Genomic DNA, 23,909 nt, shown 5'->3' on the forward strand with positions numbered 1-23,909 from the left:
ATGGTTTACTATAACAACTATCGTTATCAATGGAATTTAAAAAAGATGACTCCTATTCAATTTAGGAATCATCTTTTAGCTGCTTAGTCTCTTTTTTTATAGTGTCCTTGACAAAGGTGCCAGTTTAATCCGCTGCTTCTTTTTTGTTTTAATGAAATACCCAGGTTGCGGGAAGCCCAAACCTTCTTTTTTTATTTTTTGGGCTGGTCTAGTTGACCGGTGGGGGATATTTTTGTTGATGCGGGCAATTAGCGCGCCCCTATCTTACCGACTAACTACTTTTTCCTCTCCTACGGGCACTGCCCCCCCCCAAGCCAAGCAAAATAAAATGCCCCCCTCCCTACAAAACTGTTAAAATATAAATAGAGAAGTTATCACGATAAGGGGTCTTGCGCAATGTTTGAATTATTGCTCACGATGGTTGAACGGTTGGGGATTATTGTTACGATTGCGTTCGTGTTGACACGTTTTCCCTTTTTCCGAGACATGATTTATCAAGAACAGCTAGATCGAAAACAGCAATTTACAGCCATCTTATTTTTTGGCTTCTTTGGCATTATTGGAACGTATTCTGGATTAACATTAAGTACGGAGAGCCTACACTTTAGCTCGTGGACAGCGGGTTTGAATCAAGACGAAGCGATCGCGAACTCCCGTGTCGTAGGCGTGGTGATTGCCGGGTTGCTCGGAGGATATAAAGTAGGAATTGGAGCAGGAATCATTGCTGGTCTACACCGATTTACGCTCGGAGGTTTCACCGGCATCTCTTGTGGACTAGCAGCTATCATTGCTGGAATTCTCGCGGGTCTATTTCACCGTAAAAATAAACATGTTCGATTACAATCGGCATTTTTTATCGGTGCCCTAGCAGAATCCGTTCAAATGCTTATTATCTTACTGATTTCTCGTCCATTTGAAAAAGCCTGGACACTAGTGGAACTTATCGGAGTTCCTATGATTCTTGCAAACGGAATTGGAAGCGCACTCTTTTTACTAATTATCAAAAGTGTGATTAACGAAGAGGAGCGAACGGGTGCCATTCAAGCACAAAAAACGCTTCGCATTGCTGAAAAGACACTTAGCCATTTACGCAATGGACTGTCCCAGGATTCGGCAAAAGCAGTTTGTCATATTCTCCATAACGAAATTCGTACAAGTGCCGTCTCTATGACGAATACGAAGGAAATTCTTGCACATGTGGGGCTTGGTTATGGTCACCATCAAGTTGGGAGTCCTATACAAACACAAATTACTCAGTCTGCTATCCAAAAAGGAGAAACCATTGTTGCTGATAAAAATGCCATCCAATGCCGTGAAAAGAGTTGCCCCCTTGGTGCTGTAGTAGTTGCTCCATTACGACAACGAGGAGAAACGATCGGAACGTTAAAATTTTACTTTCGTTCTGAAAAAGAAATCACCCCTGTAATTATGGAGCTTGTGTCAGGATTAAGCTCATTATTAAGTAACCAGCTTGAAATCGCTGATGTTGACCGTGCTTATCAGCTGGCAAAAGAAGCCGAAATCAAAGCACTGCAGGCACAAATCAGTCCGCATTTCTTATTCAATACATTGAACACGATTTTGTCGCTCATTCGTCTGGATCCTATGAAGGCACGAAAGCTACTCGTTTCACTGTCTCATTTTTTACGCCAAAACTTGTCCGTTACCACTCAAAGCTTAACTACGCTTGAGCAGGAACTGAAGCATGTGAAAGCTTACTTAGCCATTGAGGAGGCAAGATTCGCCAATAAATTATCGGTCATTTATGATATAGACGAAAGCACCCTGTTGCAAAATATCCCTCCGCTTACGCTTCAACCCATTGTTGAAAATGCGATTAAGCATGGATTTAAAGATAAAGAAGAGAATTGTTTCATCCATATATCTACTAAAAAAGAACCAACACATATACTTGTCACCATTGAAGATAATGGCGCAGGAATTCCTCCTGAGAGAATTCAGGAATTATTAGCACAACCCATTTCATCTGAAATAGGAAGCGGAGTCGCGCTATACAATGTAAACCGTCGCCTATCTTTTGTATTTGGTGAAAAAACTACCCTTCAAATCAACAGCATATTACACCAAGGTACGAGCATACAGTTTTCAATACCAATCATGGAGGTGAACGAAGATGGAGCCATTCATTAAAGTAATGGTAGTCGACGATGAACCATATAGTCGAGAAGAATTAAAGCATCTGCTACAGTCCTTTTCAACGATTCAAGTGGTTGGAGAAGCAGAATCTGGCGAGTCGGCCCTTATGAAGATATTACAGCTTCAACCGGATGTCCTCTTTTTAGACGTGGAAATGCCTCGAATGAACGGAATGGAATTAGCAAAAGCACTTAAAGAATTTAAAAAACCTCCTTATATTGTGTTTGCTACCGCGTATCCTGAATTTGCTGCGGAGGCCTTTCGGTATGATGCCTTGGATTATTTGTTGAAGCCTTTTGATGAAGATCAGCTACATGAAACCATTCGAAGATTAGAAAAAAAGCTTGCTCCGATAAAAGAGCAAAGCAAAACCTCAGGAAAGCTTGCGATTGAAGCAGACGGGGAGATTTTATTTATTGATCCAAAGGAAGTTTACTATATTGTGAGAGATGAAAAGAGTACAAAGCTAGTTACGGAGGATCATGAACTCATTACGAAGCTCCCTCTTAAAGAGTTTGAATCAAGGCTCGTTCCCTTTGGCTTTTTCCGTATTCATAAAAGCTTTCTTGTGAATTTAACCTATGTCAAACGTCTGACTCCTTGGTTTAACGGTGCTTATCAGCTAGAGCTTGAAGGAAAAAAGGAGCTTCTCTCCGTGAGTAGAAACTACGTGAAAGCTCTAAGATCAAGACTCGAAATCTAATTAGCTACTAATTTTGCATGTTAATTCAGATTAACGACATGATAACGTTGGAAAACTGCTTTTTAATCCAAAATTCCCCTTCCAAGCTCTCTTGTCTTTTATAATCGTTTATGAAAACGCATTCATAAATATTTAAGGGGGAATTAGTTTGTATACCTTTTTAGCAGGAATTGCCCTACTCATCGTTGGTTACTTTACTTACGGAAAGTTTGTCGAAAAAATCTTTGGGGTGAAGGCGGATCGTGCGACACCTGCATATGTGAATAACGATGGAATAGACTATGTGCCGATGAGCACACCAAAGAACTCCCTTATTCAGCTATTAAATATTGCTGGTACTGGACCTGTCTTCGGTCCGATATTAGGAGCTCTTTACGGGCCGGTTGCCTTCATTTGGATTGTCATTGGCTGTATTTTTGCGGGGGCTGTTCATGACTACTTAACTGGTATGATTTCTATCCGAAACAAAGGAGCTCATCTACCTGAGCTGGCGAGCCGGTTCCTAGGAAAAGTGATGAAGCATGTTGTGAATGGCTTTGCTGTTCTTCTTCTTTTACTTGTTGGAACCGTGTTTGTTACCACTCCAGCTAGCTTACTGCATGTGGTGATGGACGGAAAAATTGCCTTATCTCTTATCATCTTTGCTATTTTTGCTTATTATGTTTTAGCTACTTTGCTTCCAGTAGATAAATTAATTGGTCGCTTATATCCATATTTCGGAGCCCTTTTACTAATAAGTGCGCTAGGCGTTGGAATCATGTTGGTGGTTACAGGAGCACCAATTCCAGAACTATCATTAACAAACTTTCACCCAGATAATCTACCAGTTTTACCATTGTTATTCTTTACGATCTCTTGTGGAGCTCTTTCTGGGTTCCATGCGACACAAACACCAATCATCTCTCGTACCACTCAAAACGAGAAACAAGGCCGTAAAATTTTCTATGGCATGATGATCACAGAAGGTGTCATCGCTATGATTTGGGCGGCGGCGGCCATGAGCGTATTTGATGGTGGTTATGCAGGATTAAAAGAAGTTCTAGCTGCTGGGGGACCTGGAGCCGTTGTCAGCCAAGCGTCTACCGCTCTACTTGGTGCAATCGGTGGAACATTAGCGATCCTTGGTGTAGTCGTTCTTCCCATCACATCGGGTGATACAGCTTTCCGAAGTGCACGTATGATTATCGCTGAATATATCAATGTGGCTCAAAAGAAACTGAGCAACCGTTTGTGGATCGCTGTTCCATTATTTGCTGTATCCGCAGTTTTGACTCAAATGGACTTTAACTTATTATGGAGATACTTCAGCTGGGCTAACCAGTCCACTGCTGTAATTGCACTATTCGTTGCAGCCATGTACCTTTACATTGCGAAAAAGAATTACTATATTGCACTCGTACCAGGAACATTTATGCTCGTAATGGTGATTACCTATATTTTAAATGCCCAAATTGGATTTGGCCTTTCTATGAATACTTCATGGATTGGTGGATTTATCGGAACAGCGGTCTTAGTCGTCATGTTCTTCCGAGCAGCGAAAAAGGCACGTGCAAACAATCTACCGCTTGAAGAAGATATTTCAAATTGGAATCGAGTGGCATAAGCTATACCCAAATTCGTACTCAAAAACAAACCCAAAGGGGCACTCCCTTTGGGTTATTTTTATTTGAAATTTTCATAAATGGAGAACATAGGTAGCATCGCGGCCATTACGATTAAGCCTACAATACTTCCTAACACTGCAATCATAAGAGGCTCTAAGATTGCACTCAAACGAGTGGACATCTCCTCCACATCGTCCTCATAAAACTCGGCAATTTTCTCAAACATCGTATCGAGTTGTCCGGTTTCTTCCCCGATTCGCACCATATGCGTAGTAATCTTAGGAAATACCCAGCTGTTCGCCAAAGGAGTGGATAAGCTTTCTCCACGTCTTAACGAATTCTTTGAATCCTCGAGCACCTTCGCAACAACTGAATTTCCCGCCACTTCTGCGCTCATCGTTAATGTTTGTAGAACGGGAACTGAGCTGGCAAACAATGAGGCCATCGTTCTTGATACACGTGCTAGAATGGTTTTTTGCAACAATGTCCCAAAGATTGGCGTTCTTAATGCGATTAAATCAAGCATATACCGCCCCTTTGGATTCCGCTTCGTTGCAATAAATCCTATTACTAGTAAGACAACAACGGATAGTGCGATATACCATTGGTGAATCAAGAAATCAGACGCTGCCATTACGATTTTCGTTGGAACAGGAATTTCTCCACCTACTGATAGTAAGTTGTTTAATAGACTCGGAAGAACCTTGGTTAAAAGAATGACGACAACGATAACCGCCACAATGGAAACAGCAATCGGGTACACCATCGCTGACTTTACCTTTTCCTTCACCTTCCGATCTTTTTCATAAAAGATCGCTAATCGGTTCATTACATTTTCTAAGTCCCCACTCGTTTCCCCGGCAAGAACCATATTTACAAAAATACGATCAAAGATTTTCGGAAACTGTGAACATGATTTTGACAGAGATGTCCCGGAACGAACATCTTGATAAATCGTCTTTAACGCTTGTTGAAATGGCTTTGATGACACTTGCTCAGAAAGGAGATTGATTGCATCAACAATTGGCGTCCCTGCATTCAGCAAGGTAGCTAACTGACGGCAAAAAATAACGAAGTCCTGATTTTTAACAGGCGCTCCAATAATAATATTAAGATCCTTATTTAAAAACGACTCTTTTATTTCCTTTAGCTCAGCAATATATAAGCCTCTACGTTCAAGCTCCTCTGCTGCCGCTACTTGATTGGCTGCCATGAGCTTTCCTTTTTGCTCTTTGCCAGTAAGGGAGTCAATTCCCTTGTATTTAAATTGCATGTTCTCCCCGCCTTTTGGTCAAGGTTTATTGATGCTCATCCCAGCCCGGGACGAATTCATCCGCTGTTTGTTTGGTTATCAAGCCACTTTGAACGAGTTCTCTTACCGACATATTCATCGTTTGCATGCCGAGAGCTTTATTCGTTTCTAAGATGGATTGAATTTGGTGGATTTTATTGGAGCGAATCAAGTTAGAGACCGCATGATTGTTTACCAGAATTTCCATTGCTGCTCGTCTACCGTTATCCTGCGCCATCGGTAGTAAACGTTGGGAGATGACTCCGATAAGGTTTCCTGCAAGCTGCGTGCGAATTTGCTGTTGCTGGGTGCCAGGGAACACATCGATAATACGGTCTACCGTTTGAGCGGCTCCAGATGTATGAAGAGTCGCCAGCACAAGATGGCCTGTTTCCGCAGCTGTAATGGCCGTTTGAATCGTATCTAAATCACGCATCTCACCAACCAGGATCACGTCAGGATCTTGACGAAGCGCCGCGCGTAACCCAACGGCAAATGAGTTCGAATCCTGACCAATTTCACGCTGGTTAATAATACTGTTTTTATGACGATGCAAATACTCAATCGGATCCTCTAGCGTTAAAATATGTTTGCTCATATTTTCATTAATAAAATCAACAATTGCTGCAAGAGTAGTAGACTTCCCGCTTCCAGTAGGACCTGTTACAATCAGCAAACCTTGTGTTTTCTGTGCAAAGCTTCGAATGATCGGTGGAAGATAAAGGTCATTTATATTTGGTATTGTACTGTTTATTACACGGCAAACTGTAACAACCGAACCACGTTGACGGAACACATTCACACGAAAGCGACATACACCAGGAAGGCCATATGAAAAGTCAATTTCTCCATTTTTCTCAAAAATCTCCAGCTGTGCCTCATTCATCAATTCACGTGCCATTTCCTCGGTATCATTCGGCTTAAGAATGGCTGTTCCAACCTTCTTTAGCTTCCCATTGATACGTACAATGGGCGTCACACCTGTAGTAATGTGTAAATCCGATGCCCCATTTTGAAACGCAAATAATAATAGTTTTTGAATCATCGTGCTCTTCCCCCGTTATTCTACCGTTACGCGATAAACCTCTTCTAATGTCGTTAATCCCTGTGCTGCTTTTTGCAATCCATCCTCAAACATCGATACAAAACCTTTTGTGTTTACGTACTTCCGATAAGCAGAGTCCTGCATCTTTTGTGTAATCATATTTCGTAGCTCATCATCAATGAGGAGCGTCTCATGAATGGCCATCCGTCCGCGATACCCAGAATTATTACATGCGGAACAGCCTGTCCCTTTTCTCAGATAAGTTGTATCCATTCCTCTAGCTTGAAATTGTTCCTTTTCTTCTATTGTTGGCTCATACGGACTCGCACAGTTCTTACATACTTTTCGTACTAAACGTTGCGCAACCACACCCGTCACAGCCGAAGACACTAGGAAGGGCTCAATACCCATATCCATTAGACGACTAACGGCAGAAACCGAGTCATTTGTGTGAAGCGTACTTAACACCAGATGACCTGTAAGTGCCGATCGTAAAGCAATTTCCGCTGTTTCTGTATCACGAATCTCACCAAGCATGATAATATCCGGGTCCTGTCTGAGGATGGAGCGAAGACCAGCCGCAAAAGTCATCCCAATATTCGCCTTAACCTGAACCTGATTAATCCCACGAATCTGATATTCAACTGGATCCTCAACTGTGATGATGTTCACTTCATCGGTATTCAGCTTTTGCAACGCGGTGTAAAGGGTGGTGGATTTTCCTGACCCTGTAGGACCAGTAACGAGAATGATTCCGTAAGCATTGCTTATCATTTTTCTGAAATTCGCTTCATTTCTCTCTGAAAATCCTAGCTTTTCAATTCCGAGCACCACGTTTCCTGTATCCAACAAACGCATAACAACCTTTTCCCCGAAAACGGTTGGAAGGATGGATACACGAAGGTCAATATTTCTCATATCAATGTCCATTTTAAAACGGCCATCTTGTGGAAGACGCTTTTCAGCGATGTTCAGCTTGGACATAATCTTAATTCTTGAAACAAGAACATTATTCATATTCTTCGGAAGAGTACGCTCTGTTCGCAGGACTCCGTCCACACGAAGGCGAATAAGCGTTTCGTGTTCATGCGGGTCAATATGAATATCACTTGCCCCAACTTGAAGCGCCTGGCTTAAAAGTTGATTCACCATTTTTGCGACTGGAGAATCATCTGACTGCTGAGCTTCTAAAAAGCCTTCGTCATCCTCATTTAACGGCATGTCTTCAAGCATTTTATCAATGGATTTCTGCATGCCATAGTATCGGTTTAATGCAACCTGAATTTCATGCCTTTTTGCTATCGCTGGCTCAATCCGAAAGCCCGTACTCAAACGAAGATCGTCAATCGCAAAATAATCGAGGGGATCAACCATCGCCACAAGCAATTTATCATTTGTCTTTTTGAGCGGAAGCAGCTGGTACTTTCTCGCTAATTCTTCATCTATAATATTAATGAGCTTTCGATCAATCTCAAGCTCATATAAATTCACTTTTTTAATGCCGAGCTGGAATTCCAGCACTTGAATAATCGTATCTTCATCCACGATATTCATCGCAACTAATTGATCACCGAGACGCAAACCAGAACTTTTTTGCTGAAGCAGGGCATCCATTAATTGCTCTTCTGTAATTACATTCGTTTCAATAAGCAAATCGCCTATACGCTTTCGCTTAACTGCCATTCTGTTGCTCTCCTTTTTATTGGTTTATCATTATATCAGCGAACTCACTTCTTAGCGATTGTTCTGCATATTCCCATTTAAATTCAATGTATAATCAATTAGTAACCCATCGATTTTCCAGAGCTTTTTCACATCAGGCTCACTTTCGTAACTTGCTAAGATCTCTTCAATATCTTTTAATATCGTTACCGTCTTATCTAGCTGACTTTTTCGATTATCTTCAATGGATTCCATATGCTCAGATACTTCTTGATCGTACGCCTCTAACGCACTATAAACCTGATCCTTTAACTCACTCGTTACTTCTAAAGTATTTTCAGCAATTCCCTTCGTTGTAGCAGACGCAATGCTAGCTAATGCTTGCTGAGCAACAGGCAACAGCCAGTCATTTTCTTCAGTGGTTAAATTAATTTTTAATGGCATGATATACGTTTCAAATCCCAACGAATTAATCGCTTTTGCTTTTTCAGCAGCTGATGCCATGTCATGACTAATCGATGAAAAAATCAAGCTGATTGAGCTGTCCGACACGCGTGGGTCGATTCCCTTCGAAAGGATGTTATCCACTTGTATATATAAGTATTTATCGGCTGTATAAGCCCCTGTCTGAACTAGATAGAAACCCTTCCCCTCGCCTTCCACAGGAGGAGTGTCCATTGTTACTTTGATTGAGGAGCTATCCACCACGATATCCGTATCATAGCGGATTACCTTTTCCTCTGATTTTGGCTCTTCCACCGATTCTTCTGTCTTTTCCTCTGATTTGGCAGCCGCTACCTTCGCAACTGTAGCCTTTTCAATAACCGCTTGGAAAGCTTCACAATAAAACACTCGAGCAGTAACAGTCGCGTCCATACTACCTTTTTCAGAATTCAACGAGTACGTGACATTCTGAATATGGAAAACTCTCGCCATCTTTTCAAGCTTATCGACGAACACATCAATGTTTTCTTCACTGCCGTTCAAGGAGATTTGCACATCGATGTAAGAAACCGTAAATTCCTTCACTTCACTTACTTTTTCTTCAAGAAGCTTGTAGATCGATTCAGGGAATACTTTATTCCATTGATCCTGTTCTACCGTTCCTTCTGTAGAAGTTACTGCTTCACTTTCAGCCTCTTCTTCCGATTCTGTTTCGAAAGAGATAGAAGAAACGGAAGTTCCGGTTTCTCCTTCTGTTTTTTCAATATCTTTAATGACCTGCTCTATATTCGGACGTCCAGGAATTCCTTCGATTAGCTCCTGTTTTTCTGCTTCCGTCAGCGTCTGTGGTTCTAACGATTCTAACACCTTTTCATAGCTGGTAGCATCAGCTTCTATTCTTTGTAGATTCGCTTCTTTTTCCGCCTTTTCTGCAGCAAGCGGTCGTACGAAAGCGAAGTAGAAGATTCCACTAAATACGACCAGTATAGCCGTAGCAATGATTAAAATCTTTTCTTTTAGCAAACTCTCTAATTTCATTGCTGATCACCTTCTAACGTCACAACGGTTGCTTCAAAATACGCTTCGTACAAATTTTTCTCTGTATTTAAACTGATACTTGTCACCTTTGCTTCTGACACATAGTCAGCCTCTAACAACTGCTGAAGATAGGTCGCAGCAGAATCTTTAGATGAAAAGAGTATCGTCATAGACAGCACGCCCGTATTTTCAAAATTATAGTTCGAGACAGAACCACCTTCGGGAAGAAGCTTGTACAAATCTTCTTTTATGGTGATTGGATTTCTATAAATTCCATTTAAAAATCCATGAATTTTATTATATTTATCTACGAAATTATATTCTGTCACACCTGTTCTGCGGCTCGTAATCTCCGCTAACATCGTATCTCTCGTCAGGGTATTCGTTGCAATTTTCTCGTCGAGCTCATGAATTGAGCTTTTTCCCATAATAAATACAATGATGAGTAATGTGGAGATAACAAAAAATAAGCCTGCTGCACCAAGTAAAAAGGGCAATCTATTTAGCCTGTTTCTCCTCTCCTGTGGCAATAAATCAATGCTAATATTCACTACGATCTCCCCTATCTACCACCATTACTTTTTCCACTTCTTCTTAACGGTTTCATTTCCTTTAAGAGCTAGCCCGATCGCAACACTGGTTGAGTTCAATAGCTCTTTTTTATGAAAATCGTTCGAAACGATCTTAGAAAAATCAATATCAGCCACTTCTACTTCGAGCCTCTCTGATAATACAGAAACGAACTGGCAAGCATTTTTCCCCGTGATAATGACACGTTGAAAATCACCATTTCCTTTGCTTAAAGAGTAGCGAAAGAAGTTTTGTGCCTTTTCTATTTCCGTAACCACATCGTTCATATACGTCTCTTCATTAAAGGATGTCTCCTCAATGGACGCTGCTGCTTCCTCTTTACCTTCTACAAATCCGTCAAATGGCAACACATCACTCGTTGAAAACAAGTCTTCCTGTTCGGATTCCGTCGTTCCCACTGTCATTGTTCTCGAGAAGGCAATGGTTTCATTGGCGAAAATATGGATATCAATCGATTCCTTTGATAAATCCACGACCATCTCTGTTTCACGCAGCCAATCCGGGTTGGTGTGTGAAATCAGTCGCTGTAAAGCCGTTCCACGAATTTCCGCACTTAATGGCTTTAAACCTGCTTGAATACTCACTTCTAAGAAGTCCTCAGATAACGGGAGAGACGTGGCAAAAAACAGAATATCCGCTTTATCAGTAGCCTTTTCTCTTGCCGCAGAAGCAAACTCCTCAGCCGTCAGATTTTCAATATCCTTCTGATTCTCTGGTTCTGCCTTAAGAGTCCCAATTTTCACAAAGTCATAAATTGATTTTTCAAAAGGAAGATGGATACTTTCCCCGACTTGATATTGAAGAAGCTTCGCTAGCTCTTCCTCCTTTAAATCAGGAAGAGAGGTAATGCGTCTCACTATAATGTTTTGTGTGGGAAAAGCCAGATGGACCGGCTTGTCCAATACCCTCTCCTTCAACAAGTCAGCTATACCATTTATATCGGCCATTCTTGAATTTTCTATTATAGGAATCTTTGTATCTATCACATCTATATCAAGTAAATTAGGTTTGTTGTTTTGGATTTGTACCTTCGCAGTTGTTATATACTGATCGCGAAAGTCTATGCCAGAGAATGTATCGTTTTTTTTGAAATTGAACATGCTGCACCTTCTTTCTGTTGTTGATTTTTAGCGGTTAGTGGAGAAATTTATAGAAGATGAATCTATTGTTGACTTATAAGTATTTGAAGCAGTAGTACCATTAATGATTGAACATGCACCTTTAATGTCTGAACATTCTATTCCTTCACCTTTACCATCTACTACGAAGTTTGCTGTTCCATTATAGTTTTTTGCTATTATTCCACTATTAACGATTACGACAGAGTTACCATCATGAGTAATAGATTCCGTTATTAATGCACCTTCTATAATTAATTGAGACGTTGCATTACCGCTACCACCAATAGAGATTGATTGTACGTATACAATAGATCCTTTAGGGATTTTAACTATCTCATTTCCACCATTAATAGACATGCTTGAAAGTGTTGTTATACCCGCAGGAAAAATATAAGTATCACCGTTTTTTATCTCATTTGGACCTAGAGAATTAGTATAGTTACTCCAATTAATTCCAAGATCAGTAATGACTTTTTGATAGTCAACAGCATTGATTGAACTCCTCAGACCTGGTTTGAACTGGTTTTTATCATCAAAATGTCCAGGTGCTACATACCCATATGCTGTTTTGGTTTTTGTTAAAGGATCAGCATTAACCTTTACATCAAAGTCCATTTTTCTAGTGATATTGGTTTGATTTGAATCAACATAATTAGCCTGTAAACTTACTTTGATGGTTTTCGTGCTCGAATTAGGCGTAATAGAACTAATACTGACAGGATCTGTTGTTATTTTTACTTGAACATCCTTTTCACCAATTCGATAGGTTTTCGTATTATTTGTTATATCTTTCAAGTAAGCAAAGGGTCCACTATTTCCGGTACTAGTATTTTTGTAGTTAGACATTTCAGATAAGACGATTTCAATCGCGCCTTCCGCTCGATAGAATTCCTCTTGTTCCTTTTTAGTTTTAACTACGTTTTGAAGACCGTAAGTAGTGGTCGATAACATCGCTGTTCCTACAATACTAACTAGGACAACAATAAAGAGAACAATCATTAAAGCTGCCCCTGATTCATTTCCTTTCCATCTTTGAATCATGTTAATCCCCCTCATCGACCACTCAATACCTTACTCTTTTTTGCGCGTCATTAAAGACTTCTGTTGAAACTTTGTACTCATGATCATCTTTTTCCAATACTAGTGTCACTTTGTACCGTTTTTTTGTACCGCCCTCTACAAGCTGCTCAGTAACCGTATAGCTCTTAACATTTTTTGATAACACGGTTCCTGATACGAGTTTGATTTCACCATTGGAATAAACCATTTTACTACTAATCTCTTGTCCATCTCTTACCGTATTCGAGATCGTTTCCATAATAAAACGTGCCTCTCTCTGAAGTTCGTTTTCCTTTGCTACTGCACGTTCCATCTTTGTCCCATAGCTAAACAGTGAAAAAGCAAGTGCTGATATACTTACCATAATTAAAATGACAATGAGTAATTCAATTAGTGTTACTCCCTTTTGATTTCTCACTGTTTTTTCACCACCGTGACAAGTTCTATGCTAGAAGAATCTTTTGAAACTATTTTTGCCGTTATTTCAGTGAAATCAATTGCACTATATCGAACCGTTTTCTCGGTTATTGTAACTTTTGCATCATAGTTAGCTAGGGTAGAAGCGACACAACCTTGATCGTCTTTGCAATAATATTGTGTAGGAGAGATACCACTTTTGTACCCTTTTTCACGGATCGTCTCCATGATCTGTTGACCATAATAGTTCAATTGTGTGTCTTCCCCTTGATCTACCGTTCTAGTAAAAGAACCTGTCATGATTAGCAGCAAAGGGACAATTACCATTCCAGCAATAACGACAGAGATCAATAATTCAATTAAAGTTACTCCCTTTTCGTTGTTCATTTTTATCTGCCCCTTATAGGAGTAATGAGCTGTACCAAGTCCAAATTTCTTCTCCGTACAGGTAAGCCACTAATGTTCCAATCATAATCGAAGGCCCAAAGGCGATCGGTTCTTTACGTTTAACTATTTTTAAAGAGATTAATAAGATTCCAACAACAGCACCTACAAATGAGGCTAAAACAAGACTCATTACAGTAAGCGCTGGACCAAGTACCACTCCAATGGCTGCATAAAGCTTAATATCGCCACCACCCATACCGCCTTTGCTGACAACGGCTAATAGGAGTAGTAAACCAAATCCTACAACTCCACCGATTAAGTAAGTTAGAAATGGCTCCCCACCGATGAAGAACCTTGTGATTATTAACACCACAATACTAGGTAAAGTAATTATGTCTAAAATTAACTTTTCTCGAATGTCAGTTAGTACAGAGAGAATTAATAAAGTTGATAATAGAATTGCAGGTAGTAACTCTGGGGTAATTCCAATTTTCTTATAAACAAGGAAAAAGATAATGGCAGTCATCCCTTCCCCTAATGGATAGAGAGGAGAGATTTTCTCTTTACAATAACGACAACGACCTTTTAAGAATAGATAACTTAATAGTGGAAATAAGTCGAAGAAACCTAGTCTGTGGTTACAGTAGGTACAGTGGGATGGTGGGTAGGAGATGGATTCTTTTTTTAGTAGGCGGATGGCTACTACGTTGAAGAAACTTCCGAACATGAGGGATATTATAAAAATGAATAGGTCAACTATAAGCAAATAATCCAACTCCTTTCTAAGTATCTTATTTTCATTAAAATAAAGCTGCCGCCGTCTTAAGAGACGCGACAGCTTTATTAAATAAATTTATTCTTTTACTTTGTGCATGTTGTAGTCATAGCCGCACTTGTAATTATAACCTTTTCACCTGTAGCATCTAAACCAAAACTTCCTGTACATGAACCAAAAGTCTTTACAGTTGGAACTTCGTCAATATAATCACCTTTTAAAGTAGTAAGTGCAGCAGGATATTCATCTTCTAAAGTATAATAACGGTTTACTGCATCTTGTAGAACAGATAAATTCTGTGCATTTGTATTCTTAGCAGCATCATCCTTATTACTCATAACCATCGGAATCGCCACAGCAGCAATAATCCCCAAAATAACAATTACAACTAACAATTCAATTAGTGTTAGACCAGCTTGGTCTTTCATTTTCTTCTTTAATGATTTTAACATGAAGAAAGGTCCCCCTTAGTAGTTTTTTAGTTTGTATATTTCAAAAGTCGTTCTCGAACTTTTAAAATCTGGAAATAAAAAAACCTATACAGCTCATTCGGTAAGAATGTAGTTGTATAGGTCGGTTGCACCAATCGCTCAATATGACTCAGGTGCCCATGTACAAGTCATATTTCGTCGCGCCCTATTTTGTTAACATAATGCGATAAACAATACTTATGTACTAGTAATTTTACCTTAAAAAAAATGAAAATAAAAGAGGATTTTTGTAAATTAATAGCTGGAAATATTATATTTAAAAATAGCCTTTCCCCTAACCAGACCTAACCTTACAACTGTTTCTAAAAACACATTCTAAAAATCAATTTCAAAATATAATATCGTAAACATTTATTATACCTTTCATATAAATAGTTCCTTTTACCTATAATAAGAACAAAAAAGGGAGTCTAAACTAGACTGTCCTTTACTGTTGATCCATATTCGAAATATTCACAATCTGAATCGCTTCTTCTCGACTCGACACCTGGAGTTTGTTCAGGATATTGGTTACATAGTTTGATACGGTTTTGTTCGAGATGTTGAGGTGCTCGGCGATTTCTTTGTTGGTTGCTCCATCGGCAATTAAATAGAGCACTTCACGCTCCCGACTGGTTAGTTCAGGGAAGAGCTGTTCACTGGCAGCCGGTCTTGTAGAGGAAAAATAATGAACCATTTTAGCCGCAATCTCGGCACTGAAAATTGCTTCACCAGCTGCAATCGTCTTGATCGCTCGGATGATATCTTCCTTCCCTGCATCCTTTAAAATATACCCTTTCGCCCCCATCCTCATGGCAGTAAACACCGATTGGTCATCCTTAAACATCGTAAAAATCAATATATTCGTCTCCGGATTGGATTGCTTGATTTTCTTTGTCGCCTCAATGCCGTTCATGCCTGGCATTCGAATATCCATTAAAATAACATCCGGATTCAGCTGTTTGGCTTGGTTGACTACATCCTCACCCGAGTTAGCCTCGCCAACAATTTCTATTTCCGACACTGTTTTTAAATACGTAGAGACTCCGTATAGAAAGAACGGATGATCATCCGCTAATAGTACTCGTATCGTTTTCATCCCTTTCCCCCTCTTTCTCTTTTATGAGAGGGATCCAAGCCATGATCCTTGTTCCACCCTCAATCCTCTTTTCTATGGTCAGTTCTCCGCCTAGCTCTGCTGCCCGTTCTTTCATAGATGGAACACCAAGGCCCCCTAATGTTCTCGCTTCTTTCTTTTCAAAAAATCCTATTCCATCATCATATATCTCTATAACCAACCGATCCTCCAACTCCTTAAGCGATACACTCGCACGCTTTGCCTGTGCATGCCTTACCACATTGACAACCCCTTCGGAAATAATCCTGAAAACCGCCACTTCCACTGCGGGAGGAATTTCTTCTAACTTTTCAGGAAGTTCATACGAGAAGGAAGTTGAAGCAATCGAAGATACCTCCTCAATCCGCTGTTTAACGGCCGCCACTAAACCTAGCTCATCAATCGCTGCTGGCCTTAAGTCATACACTAGCCTTCGAATATCATCCACTGTTCCTAAAATCATCTTTTGATGTTCAGCCAATAATGTTTTCACGGTTTGTGGATCTTTTTCAACGAGATCCTCTGCTGCGGCTGCAGTATACGCCAGTGCAGCTAGTCTCGGGGCTAGGTCATCGTGTAAATTCCTTCGTAAAAATTGCCTTTCTTCTTCTCTAGCTAATACTAATCTCTCTCTTGACGTCTGCAGCACACGGTTCAGTGCCTTCACATCCTCCGTTGCTTTTAAATCTTGTAAAAGGGGTCCGAGCTGATGAATCAATACTTCCCACAGTTTTTCATCTGCTTTCGTAAATGCTTCTCCAGGGGACCTAGGAGCAACTAGTAAACAACCGATCGTGACCCCTCGATACATAATGGGTAACCGTCGAACCTCTGATTGCTTTTCTCCGTATTGAGCAAGAATTAGTTCCTCGTTGTTCTGTAGCAATTGAATCGAAGCATACGGCAGTCGTAAAATTTCCTTAAGCGTCTGTACGACTTGGTCTAATACTTGCTCTGGTGTTTGAAGCTCTTGAATTTTTTTCCCGAGCAAGGCTAGAACAACGTATGGATTGCCCTGCTCCCCATACATTTTAAAAATCAGCATTTGCTGAACCTTTTCTTTAATAGGAGAAAAGGTAACAGCCACAATACTTGTAGCAATAATTGAAACGGCCAAATTATGGTCATCGGTTTTAAACATATTGCTCAAATACCAAACAACCGCCACATAAATCCCAATTACCACTAGAAGCATGATGGAATATACAAAGGTTCGGTTGAGCAAGGGGTCAATATCCCAAAGCTTTCTTCTCAAAAGGGCAAAGGTTATGGAAACTGGGATTAGAAGCATAAATAAATAGATAAAGCTATTAAAAAACATAAAGTAAAGGACACTGCCATTTTCAAAAATCGAGTGATCAAACAGTAAGGGAATAAAAACTAAACATAAAAAACCAAAGATCGCACCTGAAAATCCGAATACGACCCATTTGGTTTGCTGCCTTTCTACCTGAGAGGAAACCTTTCGATAGCGGTGAATTTGAGCATACAAAAGGAAACAAAAGGTAAGTACCAAGCGCAAATACATCACCCATGGTGGTAGCTCTTCTATAAAATTTAGCAACAATAAAATCCCTATCGCTATGAGGACAAACGGACTCCATTTTGGAACAAAGCGCCCATTGGGAAAAAGCACAAAAAAGAGACACAAGGAGCTCCAGCCAACAAGACTCATCACATCATTAATAAGAAATAAAAATGAATCTTTCTCAACTGCTACAAACACTAATGATGGAAAGGTAATTCCAAACGATACAAGTAAAGTGGCCCCCAATAATCCCATCATTTCATGGCCCTTTTTCCAATAAATCATAAATGCAGCCACAAGAAATCCAAAGATAAATACACAATCTAATACGGTATAAAAAAGGGCATAGATCGATTCATTGATTCCGAGCTGATAAAGTGCATCCACTCCGGGAGGAGGACTAGGAGACGCAAAACATTCCTCTGTCACACATTCCTTTTCGAGACGATCATAATAGGTGGGAATTTGAATCAAAGCAAAACTGATATAACTTAAGCAAATAATGGCTACCATTATACGAAACAATGAAAACCACTTTCGTCTTCCTTCCATCTGATCTCCCACCTCCTTCTTTAAAACCAATTATAGCAAGCGAACCCATAATAAGGATGAACAATTTCCTTTTCCCAAAAGAATTTCCCAGCTTTCAGGAACCGTTCCCTTTTTTCTCAGGAATTCCCGTCTTGCTATGATCTAGTTGTAAAGAAAAACATTTATGGAGAGTGGATAAAATGACAGTTGAAAAAGCAACTAAATGGATTGCCGTAATCGCCATCTTAGCGGGAGTAGTACGAATGATCATGACCCCGATGGCGCTTATATTTGGTGTGGATAGTCCTCAGGAGATGTGGCCAGGATTTATTGCATGTGTGTTAATGACGATAGGTGCCATTGGCTTATACCTTGCTCAAGCAGATAAAATTGGTGTTCTTGGCTTTACGAGCTTCGTGCTGTTAACCATTGGGAATATTCTCGTCACATTAGGTGCCTTTATGACGTTGGCAGGATATGCCCCAAAACCTGAATTTATGATTATTAATATTCTTATGATGCTCTGCTTAACATTAGGAAGTATTTTATTTTCCATTGTTACCTTTAGAGCAAAAATTCTCCCTCGTTCTGGTTCCGTATTCATGATTCTCTTTGTATTACTCATGTTTTCTCCTGCCGGAAGTTATCTAGCACTTGCATGGGGACTAAGCTATATCCTTTTAGGGGTTGGTGTATGGAAGAAACATAGTTTACAAAAAGAAATCACATTACAAGCATGACACTGTTTCAGGGCTCCTTTACTAAAAAGGAGTCTTTTTCCAATATTTATAAATAAAAGTAACCTTTTTCCCTTTTTATCCATTATAATAGGAGAAAAATCACTATATTTGTATAAAAGGGGATTCCATATGTCTCAACCATACCAGCAAAATCCCATTTGGGCATGGGTTGTTCTTATTTTGGGCGGTCTTTTTATGATTTTCTCTTTACCAGGTATGCTCTTAACACTTTTTATGCAAATGAGGCAATTAGAAATCCTATCCTCTATATCGATCATCTTCTTCACGATTGGTGTTTGTATGATCGTCGTTTTGATATGGGGAATGAAGCGTGCTTGGTCAGCCATTAAAAGTTATAACGAATATAAAGCATCCTACACGGTCATTGAGCCAAAACTAGACCCAACTCCTCAAGAGAAAAAACCTATTTGGCCTTGGGTAGTCATTGGGGTCGGTGCCTTATCAGTTCTTGGAATGGGACCTGGTGTCATCATGCTTCCAATCATGCCTCTCTTCTTAGCTGGCATGTCTACCGATTCTGGTACCACTCCCGAATATGTTCCTATGCTTATTCTTCTAATCGGTTATGGAATCATGATTGGGTATACTATCTTACTTGTAAAGGCCATCAAGAGACTGCGCTCTAAGTAAATAATCTGACAAGTAGCTCCTACCTTTTCTAGGTAAGAGCTTTTTTGTTGTTAAAAAATGTTACAACATAAGAGACAGAATATTCAAACATACATATAATACAGAAATAAACCCACCTATTATATGAATCTTCTTTATCCCTCCATCCTAAAAAAACTAACCTTTTTACAAAGGTTAGTTTTTTGCTCAATCATCCATTACATCAGAAAAGGTGATTCTATTGGAAAAAGTACATTTCATGAATGAAGCAATCAAGCTAGCGTGCGAGAATGTGTTAAGCAATCATGGTGGTCCTTTTGGGGCTATCGTGATTAAGGACGGAAAAATTATCGGAAAAGGAAAAAATGAGGTCACAAGCAGTAATGACCCAACCGCCCATGCAGAGGTTCAAGCGATTCGTGAGGCTTGCTCCTATTTAGGCAGCTTTCAATTAACAGATTGTGAGATTTATACAAGCTGTGAACCATGCCCGATGTGCATCGGAGCGATCTATTGGGCGAGGCCAAAGGCAGTCTATTATGCGTGTACGAAAGAGGAAGCGGCTCAAATTGGCTTTGATGACCACTTTATTTATGAAGAAATTAGCTTGCCAATTGAAAATAGAACGATTATGATGAATCAAATTACTGTTGAACAGTACAATCTACCTTTTAAAATGTGGGAAGTATCATCTGACAAAACAGAATACTAGTCTCTTATAGACGATCTAGGAGGAGAGTATGGACAAAAACAGACTTAAACAACGTATTGAAGCAGCCTCAAGGAAAACGGAGGCTGATCTTGTCATTAAGAATGGCAAAATTATTGATGTATTTACTGGTGAAATTTATGAAAGCGACGTTGCTATTACAGATGGAGCCTTTGTAGGAGTAGGGAATTATTCTGGTAAAAAGGAATTTGATGCAAGCGGACGATATGTCTGCCCTGCTTTTCTTGATGGTCATGTTCATATTGAATCATCAATGGTGTCTCCGAAGGAATTTGCGAAGGTTGAGCTACTAAGAGGAGTGACCACTATTGTTGCCGATCCTCATGAAATCGCCAATGTACTAGGTGTGAAAGGAATTCAGCTTTTACTCGATACTTCGGAAAATCTCCCCTTTAATTTTTACTTTATGCTTCCTTCTTGCGTACCTGCCACGAGCTTTGAGTTAGCCGGTGCCACACTTGAGATTGAGGATTTGTCCCCATTGTTTTCCCATCCAAGAGTGCTTGGTTTAGCAGAGGTAATGAATTTTCCAGCTGTGAAAAATGCGGAAGAGTCAATGTTAAATAAGCTATATGAAGCGAAGCGGTTAAACGCAAAAATTGATGGTCATGCCGCTGGACTGAGTGATATGGACATTAATGTCTTTATGACTTCTGGTGTACGTACCGACCATGAGTGTACCTCAGCTGAAGATGCAATGTCTCGTTTGCGCCGCGGAATGTACCTTATGATTCGTGAAGGCACGGTTGCTAGAGATTTAAAGAAACTGCTCCCCGTTGTAAATGAACGAAATGCTAGACGCTGCCTATTTGTCACAGACGATAAACATCTAGATGATATCCTTCATGAAGGAAGCATTGATTACAATGTTCGATTAGCCATTTCGGAAGGACTCGACCCCCTTACAGCCATTCAATTAGCTACGATTAATACAGCTGAATGCTTTGGTTTACAGGAAAAAGGGGCGATTGCACCAGGATATGACGCAGACTTTTTACTTCTAGATGATCTGCAATCTGTGAGTATCTCCCATGTATTTAAAAATGGGAATCTAATGGTTGAACATGGGCAATTAATTAATTTCCCAGAAAATGAGCAAACAGACATTTCTTCTGAATATATAAACACCGTTTGTTTTCATGATTTTTCCGAAGAGGCGTTACATCTTCCCATCACTGAAAACAAAGCTAATATTATAGAAATCAATAAGAACAGCCTCGTAACCAATCATCTCGTTGAAGAAGTGACCGTAAATGAAGCGGGTTGTTTTGAATCTTCGTTTGAAAAAGATCAATGCAAGTTAGTCGTCATTGAAAGGCACCATTACACAAACGAAATTGGCATAGGAATCGTCAAAGGATTAGGATTGAAAAATGGAGCAATCGCTTCAACAGTTGCTCATGACTCACATAATTTAGTGGTCGCTGGAACAAGTGACTCTGATATCTTATTTGCTGCTCAAAAAATAAAAGAAATGCAGGGTGGGCTTGTGGTTGTGAAAGATAGAGAAGTGTTAGCCTCTCTACACCTACCAATTGCTGGGCTTCTTTCAATGGGAACATACGAAGACGTGTATGCTGGCTTGAATAAGTTGACCTTTGCATTAGAAGAAATTGGAGTAGGTGAAGGCTTTAACCCGTTCTTAACGGTATCCTTCTTATCTCTTCCTGTTATTCCAGAGATTAAGCTAACCGCACAAGGACTGTATGATGTAAAAAATCAAAGGCATATTTCATGTTAAAAAAGGTAGAAGGAATTCCTTCTACCTTTTCTTCGTTCTTATAAACTATCACCTGTTGTTGTACTTTGATCAGTCGTGCCTGAATCCGTACCAGGTGCTGTACCTCTATCTGGTCGTTCCATTCCTTCAGGCGGTGTTCCTCCATCGCCTCTCATTCCGCCACCACCATGGCCTCCCATTCCACCCATACCGCTTTGGGCTTCTGTCACACCTGATTCATTTAACCAGGTTACTACATCGGAAATGGTGAACTCGACAACCTTCGTGCCGCCACTATATTCTCCGTCTGTATATAAACCATTCGTTTCCGTCCCTGTTGAAGTTCCTCCAGAATATAATGTGTAACTAGAGTCCTTCACTAAATCAGGCGAGCTGATATATACAGAAGAATATTCTTTTTCTGGTGCAAAGGTTGCTATTGTATTTCCTTCACTATCTTCTAAGTGTATAAGTGTCCCTGCACTTTGAGTTGCTGGGTACGTCATAAGAATTCCATTTTGTTCTGACGTATCTGAGCTTGCTTGGACCATTCCAGAGCTACCAGCTGCAATTAATAATCCTCCAGAGATTTCAAAGGTACCATTATAGTCTAATGAACCATTTCCAGAGTTTGTTGGACCACTTACGACCGCTGTCCCTCCGGTCATAACAAAGTTTCCATTCGAGTCAAGTCCGTCACCTTGTGAATTAACAGATACATACCCACCGCTGATTTGAAGCAGTTGATCCGAGGATGCGCTGCTCTCCATGTCCATTCCTGAACCATCGACGCCTCCACCCACATTGACTCCATCATCACTTGCGGTTACATCGATCGTTCCATCTGCAATCGCAATGACTGAACCCTCAATTCCTTCGTAACTCTTCGTAACCGTAATATTTCCACCTTTTGTTAAGACTGATGAGTCTGCGTGAATACCATCATCTCCCGTTGCAATGGTAAATTCACCCGCTTCAATAAGGACATTCCCATTACTATGAACGGCGTCATCTAGTGAATCAATGTCGAACGTACCACCAGCGATAGCTAGTTCAGCTGTTGCCTTTAACCCTTTTGAACTGCTTGTTTCTGTCGTTGTTGTCGTAGTAGTTGATTCACTTTGGCCTCTTCCACCCATAGCATTTTCATTTGCCGCTACCGTCTCAGGGCTTCCTCCTCCAGTTGTAATGGTATAATCTCCGCCTAAAGTGTACAGAGAGGTTTGGGCTTGAATTCCATCATTTTCTGCTGTAATCGAATACGTTCCCGCTTCAATGACTAGATTTCCTTTTTCTGCATCCTCATCATTTGTCGTTTTCATCCCGTCTCCACCTGCTGTAATCGTGAAGGTTCCTTCTTTAATAGCTAGTAGGTCTCGTCCAACAATTCCATCGTCTTTAGCGGTAACCTCAATATTTCCACCTGTAATTTTCAGATCATCTTTTCCTGTAATTCCGTTATTAAAGTTCGCTTCAACTACAAGATTTCCTTCACCATTAATCGTTAAATTGCCTTTACTAAAAATGGTTGAGTTTGGTTCTTCTGCTTCTGTATCATCGTACACATATTGTGTTCCATCTGTAACGGTATTTTCCGTCCCTTCAGGCATAGATAGGACTGCCTTCTCTGCATTCTTCACATAAATTGGGGCTGAAGAACTACTTGTAATATCTACTCCATTTAAAACCAGTCGAACGGTATTGTTATCCTCAGCATCTACAACAATTTGACCATCGTCTAATGTTCCACTAAGTACATATACACCACCCGTTTTAATCGTAACGGTACTTCCTGATACAACCACGGCACCAGATCCTTCATAGGTTGCTGTTGAACCATTCAACTGAATACTCGTGAAATCTTCATTTTCCCATTCTGTATAAAAATCATCGTCACTATAGCTTACCAGTCCGCTTACAACAGATTGGATATCGCTGTCTGCTAGTGTGCTTAAACTTTCTATATTAACTTCTGTCGCAGTACTTGTACCTGAACTTGACTCCTCCTCTGTATTGCTGCAGGCAAATAATAATGTTGTGCACAGTAAAGGTGCAATTAGCTTCGTAAATTTATATTTTCGTTTCATCAACTTGGCTCCCTTTCGATTTGATAAGCCTATTATGTTTGCCCAACCTTAACAAAACCTTA

The 23,909-nt window shown here is 40.1% G+C and carries 22 protein-coding genes and 1 riboswitch; of the genes, 8 read left to right on the plus strand and 14 right to left on the minus strand.

Annotated features, from left to right (window positions below; genetic code table 11):
• The 4 genes from M3175_RS19930 to M3175_RS19945 form a co-directional block, all read left to right on the plus strand.
• The coding region (locus M3175_RS19930) for an IS3 family transposase (RefSeq protein ID WP_251522826.1) at positions 1-87 on the plus strand (87 nt) is incomplete at its 5' end.
• Between the two features lie 309 nt (positions 88-396).
• Complete coding sequence (locus tag M3175_RS19935) at positions 397-2,151, plus strand: sensor histidine kinase (RefSeq protein WP_251522832.1); 1,755 nt, start codon at positions 397-399, stop codon at positions 2,149-2,151.
• Entirely contained in the window at positions 2,135-2,860 is a 726-nt protein-coding gene (locus M3175_RS19940) for a LytR/AlgR family response regulator transcription factor (RefSeq protein ID WP_251522834.1), read from the plus strand. The genes M3175_RS19935 and M3175_RS19940 overlap by 17 nt, the downstream gene beginning before the upstream one ends.
• Positions 2,861-3,008: 148 nt before the next feature.
• Positions 3,009-4,463, plus strand: a complete 1,455-nt coding sequence (locus M3175_RS19945) for a carbon starvation CstA family protein (protein WP_251522836.1) — start codon at positions 3,009-3,011, stop codon at positions 4,461-4,463.
• Positions 4,464-4,522: 59 nt separating this feature from the next.
• Here the strand turns inward: M3175_RS19945 and M3175_RS19950 are convergent, their stop codons facing one another.
• From M3175_RS19950 to M3175_RS20010, 13 genes are all read right to left on the minus strand, one after another.
• Positions 4,523-5,737, minus strand: coding sequence for a type II secretion system F family protein (locus tag M3175_RS19950; RefSeq protein ID WP_251522839.1), 1,215 nt, complete (start codon positions 5,735-5,737; stop codon positions 4,523-4,525).
• Positions 5,738-5,762: 25 nt separating this feature from the next.
• Entirely contained in the window at positions 5,763-6,800 is a 1,038-nt protein-coding gene (locus M3175_RS19955; protein ID WP_251522841.1) for a type IV pilus twitching motility protein PilT, read from the minus strand.
• 15 nt (positions 6,801-6,815) lie between these two features.
• Positions 6,816-8,483, minus strand: coding sequence for a type II secretion system ATPase GspE (gene gspE, locus M3175_RS19960; protein ID WP_251522843.1), 1,668 nt, complete (start codon positions 8,481-8,483; stop codon positions 6,816-6,818).
• Positions 8,484-8,534: 51 nt separating this feature from the next.
• Positions 8,535-9,944: a hypothetical protein gene (locus tag M3175_RS19965; RefSeq protein ID WP_251522846.1), complete on the minus strand. Its 1,410-nt coding sequence runs from the start codon at positions 9,942-9,944 to the stop codon at positions 8,535-8,537.
• Positions 9,941-10,495 (minus strand): PilN family protein, encoded by a 555-nt coding sequence (locus tag M3175_RS19970; protein ID WP_251522848.1) that lies wholly within the window; start codon positions 10,493-10,495, stop codon positions 9,941-9,943. Before M3175_RS19970 ends, M3175_RS19965 begins: the two co-directional genes overlap by 4 nt.
• Positions 10,496-10,519: 24 nt before the next feature.
• The gene (gene pilM, locus M3175_RS19975) at positions 10,520-11,635 is read right to left on the minus strand and encodes a type IV pilus biogenesis protein PilM (RefSeq protein ID WP_251522851.1); all 1,116 of its coding nucleotides are present in this window, start codon (positions 11,633-11,635) and stop codon (positions 10,520-10,522) included.
• Between the two features lie 27 nt (positions 11,636-11,662).
• Entirely contained in the window at positions 11,663-12,697 is a 1,035-nt protein-coding gene (locus M3175_RS19980; RefSeq protein ID WP_251522854.1) for a hypothetical protein, read from the minus strand.
• Between the two features lie 22 nt (positions 12,698-12,719).
• A complete protein-coding gene (locus tag M3175_RS19985; RefSeq protein ID WP_251522856.1) occupies positions 12,720-13,133 on the minus strand; it encodes a prepilin-type N-terminal cleavage/methylation domain-containing protein in 414 nt (137 codons plus the stop codon).
• The gene (locus M3175_RS19990; protein ID WP_251522859.1) at positions 13,130-13,519 is read right to left on the minus strand and encodes a prepilin-type N-terminal cleavage/methylation domain-containing protein; all 390 of its coding nucleotides are present in this window, start codon (positions 13,517-13,519) and stop codon (positions 13,130-13,132) included. Before M3175_RS19990 ends, M3175_RS19985 begins: the two co-directional genes overlap by 4 nt.
• 13 nt (positions 13,520-13,532) lie before the next feature.
• Positions 13,533-14,285: a prepilin peptidase gene (locus M3175_RS19995; RefSeq protein WP_251522862.1), complete on the minus strand. Its 753-nt coding sequence runs from the start codon at positions 14,283-14,285 to the stop codon at positions 13,533-13,535.
• Between the two features lie 95 nt (positions 14,286-14,380).
• Entirely contained in the window at positions 14,381-14,746 is a 366-nt protein-coding gene (locus M3175_RS20000) for a type II secretion system protein (protein WP_251522865.1), read from the minus strand.
• Between the two features lie 110 nt (positions 14,747-14,856).
• Positions 14,857-14,940: riboswitch (cyclic di-GMP riboswitch) on the minus strand.
• 272 nt (positions 14,941-15,212) lie between these two features.
• Entirely contained in the window at positions 15,213-15,863 is a 651-nt protein-coding gene (locus M3175_RS20005) for a response regulator (protein ID WP_251522868.1), read from the minus strand.
• Positions 15,832-17,961 carry a sensor histidine kinase gene (locus M3175_RS20010; protein WP_251522870.1) on the minus strand — a complete coding sequence of 710 codons (2,130 nt, stop codon included), beginning with the start codon at positions 17,959-17,961 and terminating at the stop codon, positions 15,832-15,834. The genes M3175_RS20005 and M3175_RS20010 overlap by 32 nt, the downstream gene beginning before the upstream one ends.
• Positions 17,962-18,140: 179 nt before the next feature.
• Here M3175_RS20010 and M3175_RS20015 point away from each other — a divergent pair, with 179 nt between their 5' ends.
• From M3175_RS20015 to ade, 4 genes are all read left to right on the plus strand, one after another.
• Positions 18,141-18,680, plus strand: coding sequence for a hypothetical protein (locus tag M3175_RS20015; RefSeq protein WP_251522873.1), 540 nt, complete (start codon positions 18,141-18,143; stop codon positions 18,678-18,680).
• Between the two features lie 129 nt (positions 18,681-18,809).
• The gene (locus M3175_RS20020; protein ID WP_251522875.1) at positions 18,810-19,331 is read left to right on the plus strand and encodes a hypothetical protein; all 522 of its coding nucleotides are present in this window, start codon (positions 18,810-18,812) and stop codon (positions 19,329-19,331) included.
• A 220-nt stretch (positions 19,332-19,551) separates the two neighbouring features.
• On the plus strand, positions 19,552-20,022 hold the full coding sequence (locus M3175_RS20025) for a nucleoside deaminase (RefSeq protein ID WP_371321713.1): 471 nt from the start codon (positions 19,552-19,554) through the stop codon (positions 20,020-20,022).
• Between the two features lie 28 nt (positions 20,023-20,050).
• Positions 20,051-21,781: an adenine deaminase gene (ade, locus tag M3175_RS20030; protein ID WP_251522881.1), complete on the plus strand. Its 1,731-nt coding sequence runs from the start codon at positions 20,051-20,053 to the stop codon at positions 21,779-21,781.
• A 38-nt stretch (positions 21,782-21,819) separates the two neighbouring features.
• On the opposite strand, the gene M3175_RS20035 is transcribed toward ade, so the two are convergent.
• A complete protein-coding gene (locus tag M3175_RS20035) occupies positions 21,820-23,847 on the minus strand; it encodes a carbohydrate-binding domain-containing protein (protein ID WP_251522883.1) in 2,028 nt (675 codons plus the stop codon).
• Positions 23,848-23,909: the final 62 nt, after the last annotated feature.

The sequence above is a fragment of the Robertmurraya korlensis genome (assembly GCF_023715225.1).
Lineage (GTDB): Bacteria > Bacillota > Bacilli > Bacillales > Cytobacillaceae > Robertmurraya_A.

Bases quoted from the DNA above. Each gene is read 5' to 3' on its own strand.
- pilM (WP_251522851.1), bottom strand. From the start codon at position 11,635: ATGTTCAATTTCAAAAAAAACGATACATTCTCTGGCATAGACTTTCGC.
- M3175_RS19935 (WP_251522832.1), top strand. From the start codon at position 397: ATGTTTGAATTATTGCTCACGATGGTTGAACGGTTGGGGATTATTGTT.
- M3175_RS20020 (WP_251522875.1), top strand. From the start codon at position 18,810: ATGTCTCAACCATACCAGCAAAATCCCATTTGGGCATGGGTTGTTCTT.
- gspE (WP_251522843.1), bottom strand. From the start codon at position 8,483: ATGGCAGTTAAGCGAAAGCGTATAGGCGATTTGCTTATTGAAACGAAT.
- M3175_RS19950 (WP_251522839.1), bottom strand. From the start codon at position 5,737: ATGCAATTTAAATACAAGGGAATTGACTCCCTTACTGGCAAAGAGCAA.
- M3175_RS19990 (WP_251522859.1), bottom strand. From the start codon at position 13,519: ATGAACAACGAAAAGGGAGTAACTTTAATTGAATTATTGATCTCTGTC.
- M3175_RS20010 (WP_251522870.1), bottom strand. From the start codon at position 17,961: ATGGAAGGAAGACGAAAGTGGTTTTCATTGTTTCGTATAATGGTAGCC.
- ade (WP_251522881.1), top strand. From the start codon at position 20,051: ATGGACAAAAACAGACTTAAACAACGTATTGAAGCAGCCTCAAGGAAA.
- M3175_RS19965 (WP_251522846.1), bottom strand. From the start codon at position 9,944: ATGAAATTAGAGAGTTTGCTAAAAGAAAAGATTTTAATCATTGCTACG.
- M3175_RS20035 (WP_251522883.1), bottom strand. From the start codon at position 23,847: ATGAAACGAAAATATAAATTTACGAAGCTAATTGCACCTTTACTGTGC.
- M3175_RS20000 (WP_251522865.1), bottom strand. From the start codon at position 14,746: ATGTTAAAATCATTAAAGAAGAAAATGAAAGACCAAGCTGGTCTAACA.
- M3175_RS19940 (WP_251522834.1), top strand. From the start codon at position 2,135: ATGGAGCCATTCATTAAAGTAATGGTAGTCGACGATGAACCATATAGT.
- M3175_RS20005 (WP_251522868.1), bottom strand. From the start codon at position 15,863: ATGAAAACGATACGAGTACTATTAGCGGATGATCATCCGTTCTTTCTA.
- M3175_RS20015 (WP_251522873.1), top strand. From the start codon at position 18,141: ATGACAGTTGAAAAAGCAACTAAATGGATTGCCGTAATCGCCATCTTA.
- M3175_RS19955 (WP_251522841.1), bottom strand. From the start codon at position 6,800: ATGATTCAAAAACTATTATTATTTGCGTTTCAAAATGGGGCATCGGAT.
- M3175_RS19980 (WP_251522854.1), bottom strand. From the start codon at position 12,697: ATGATTCAAAGATGGAAAGGAAATGAATCAGGGGCAGCTTTAATGATT.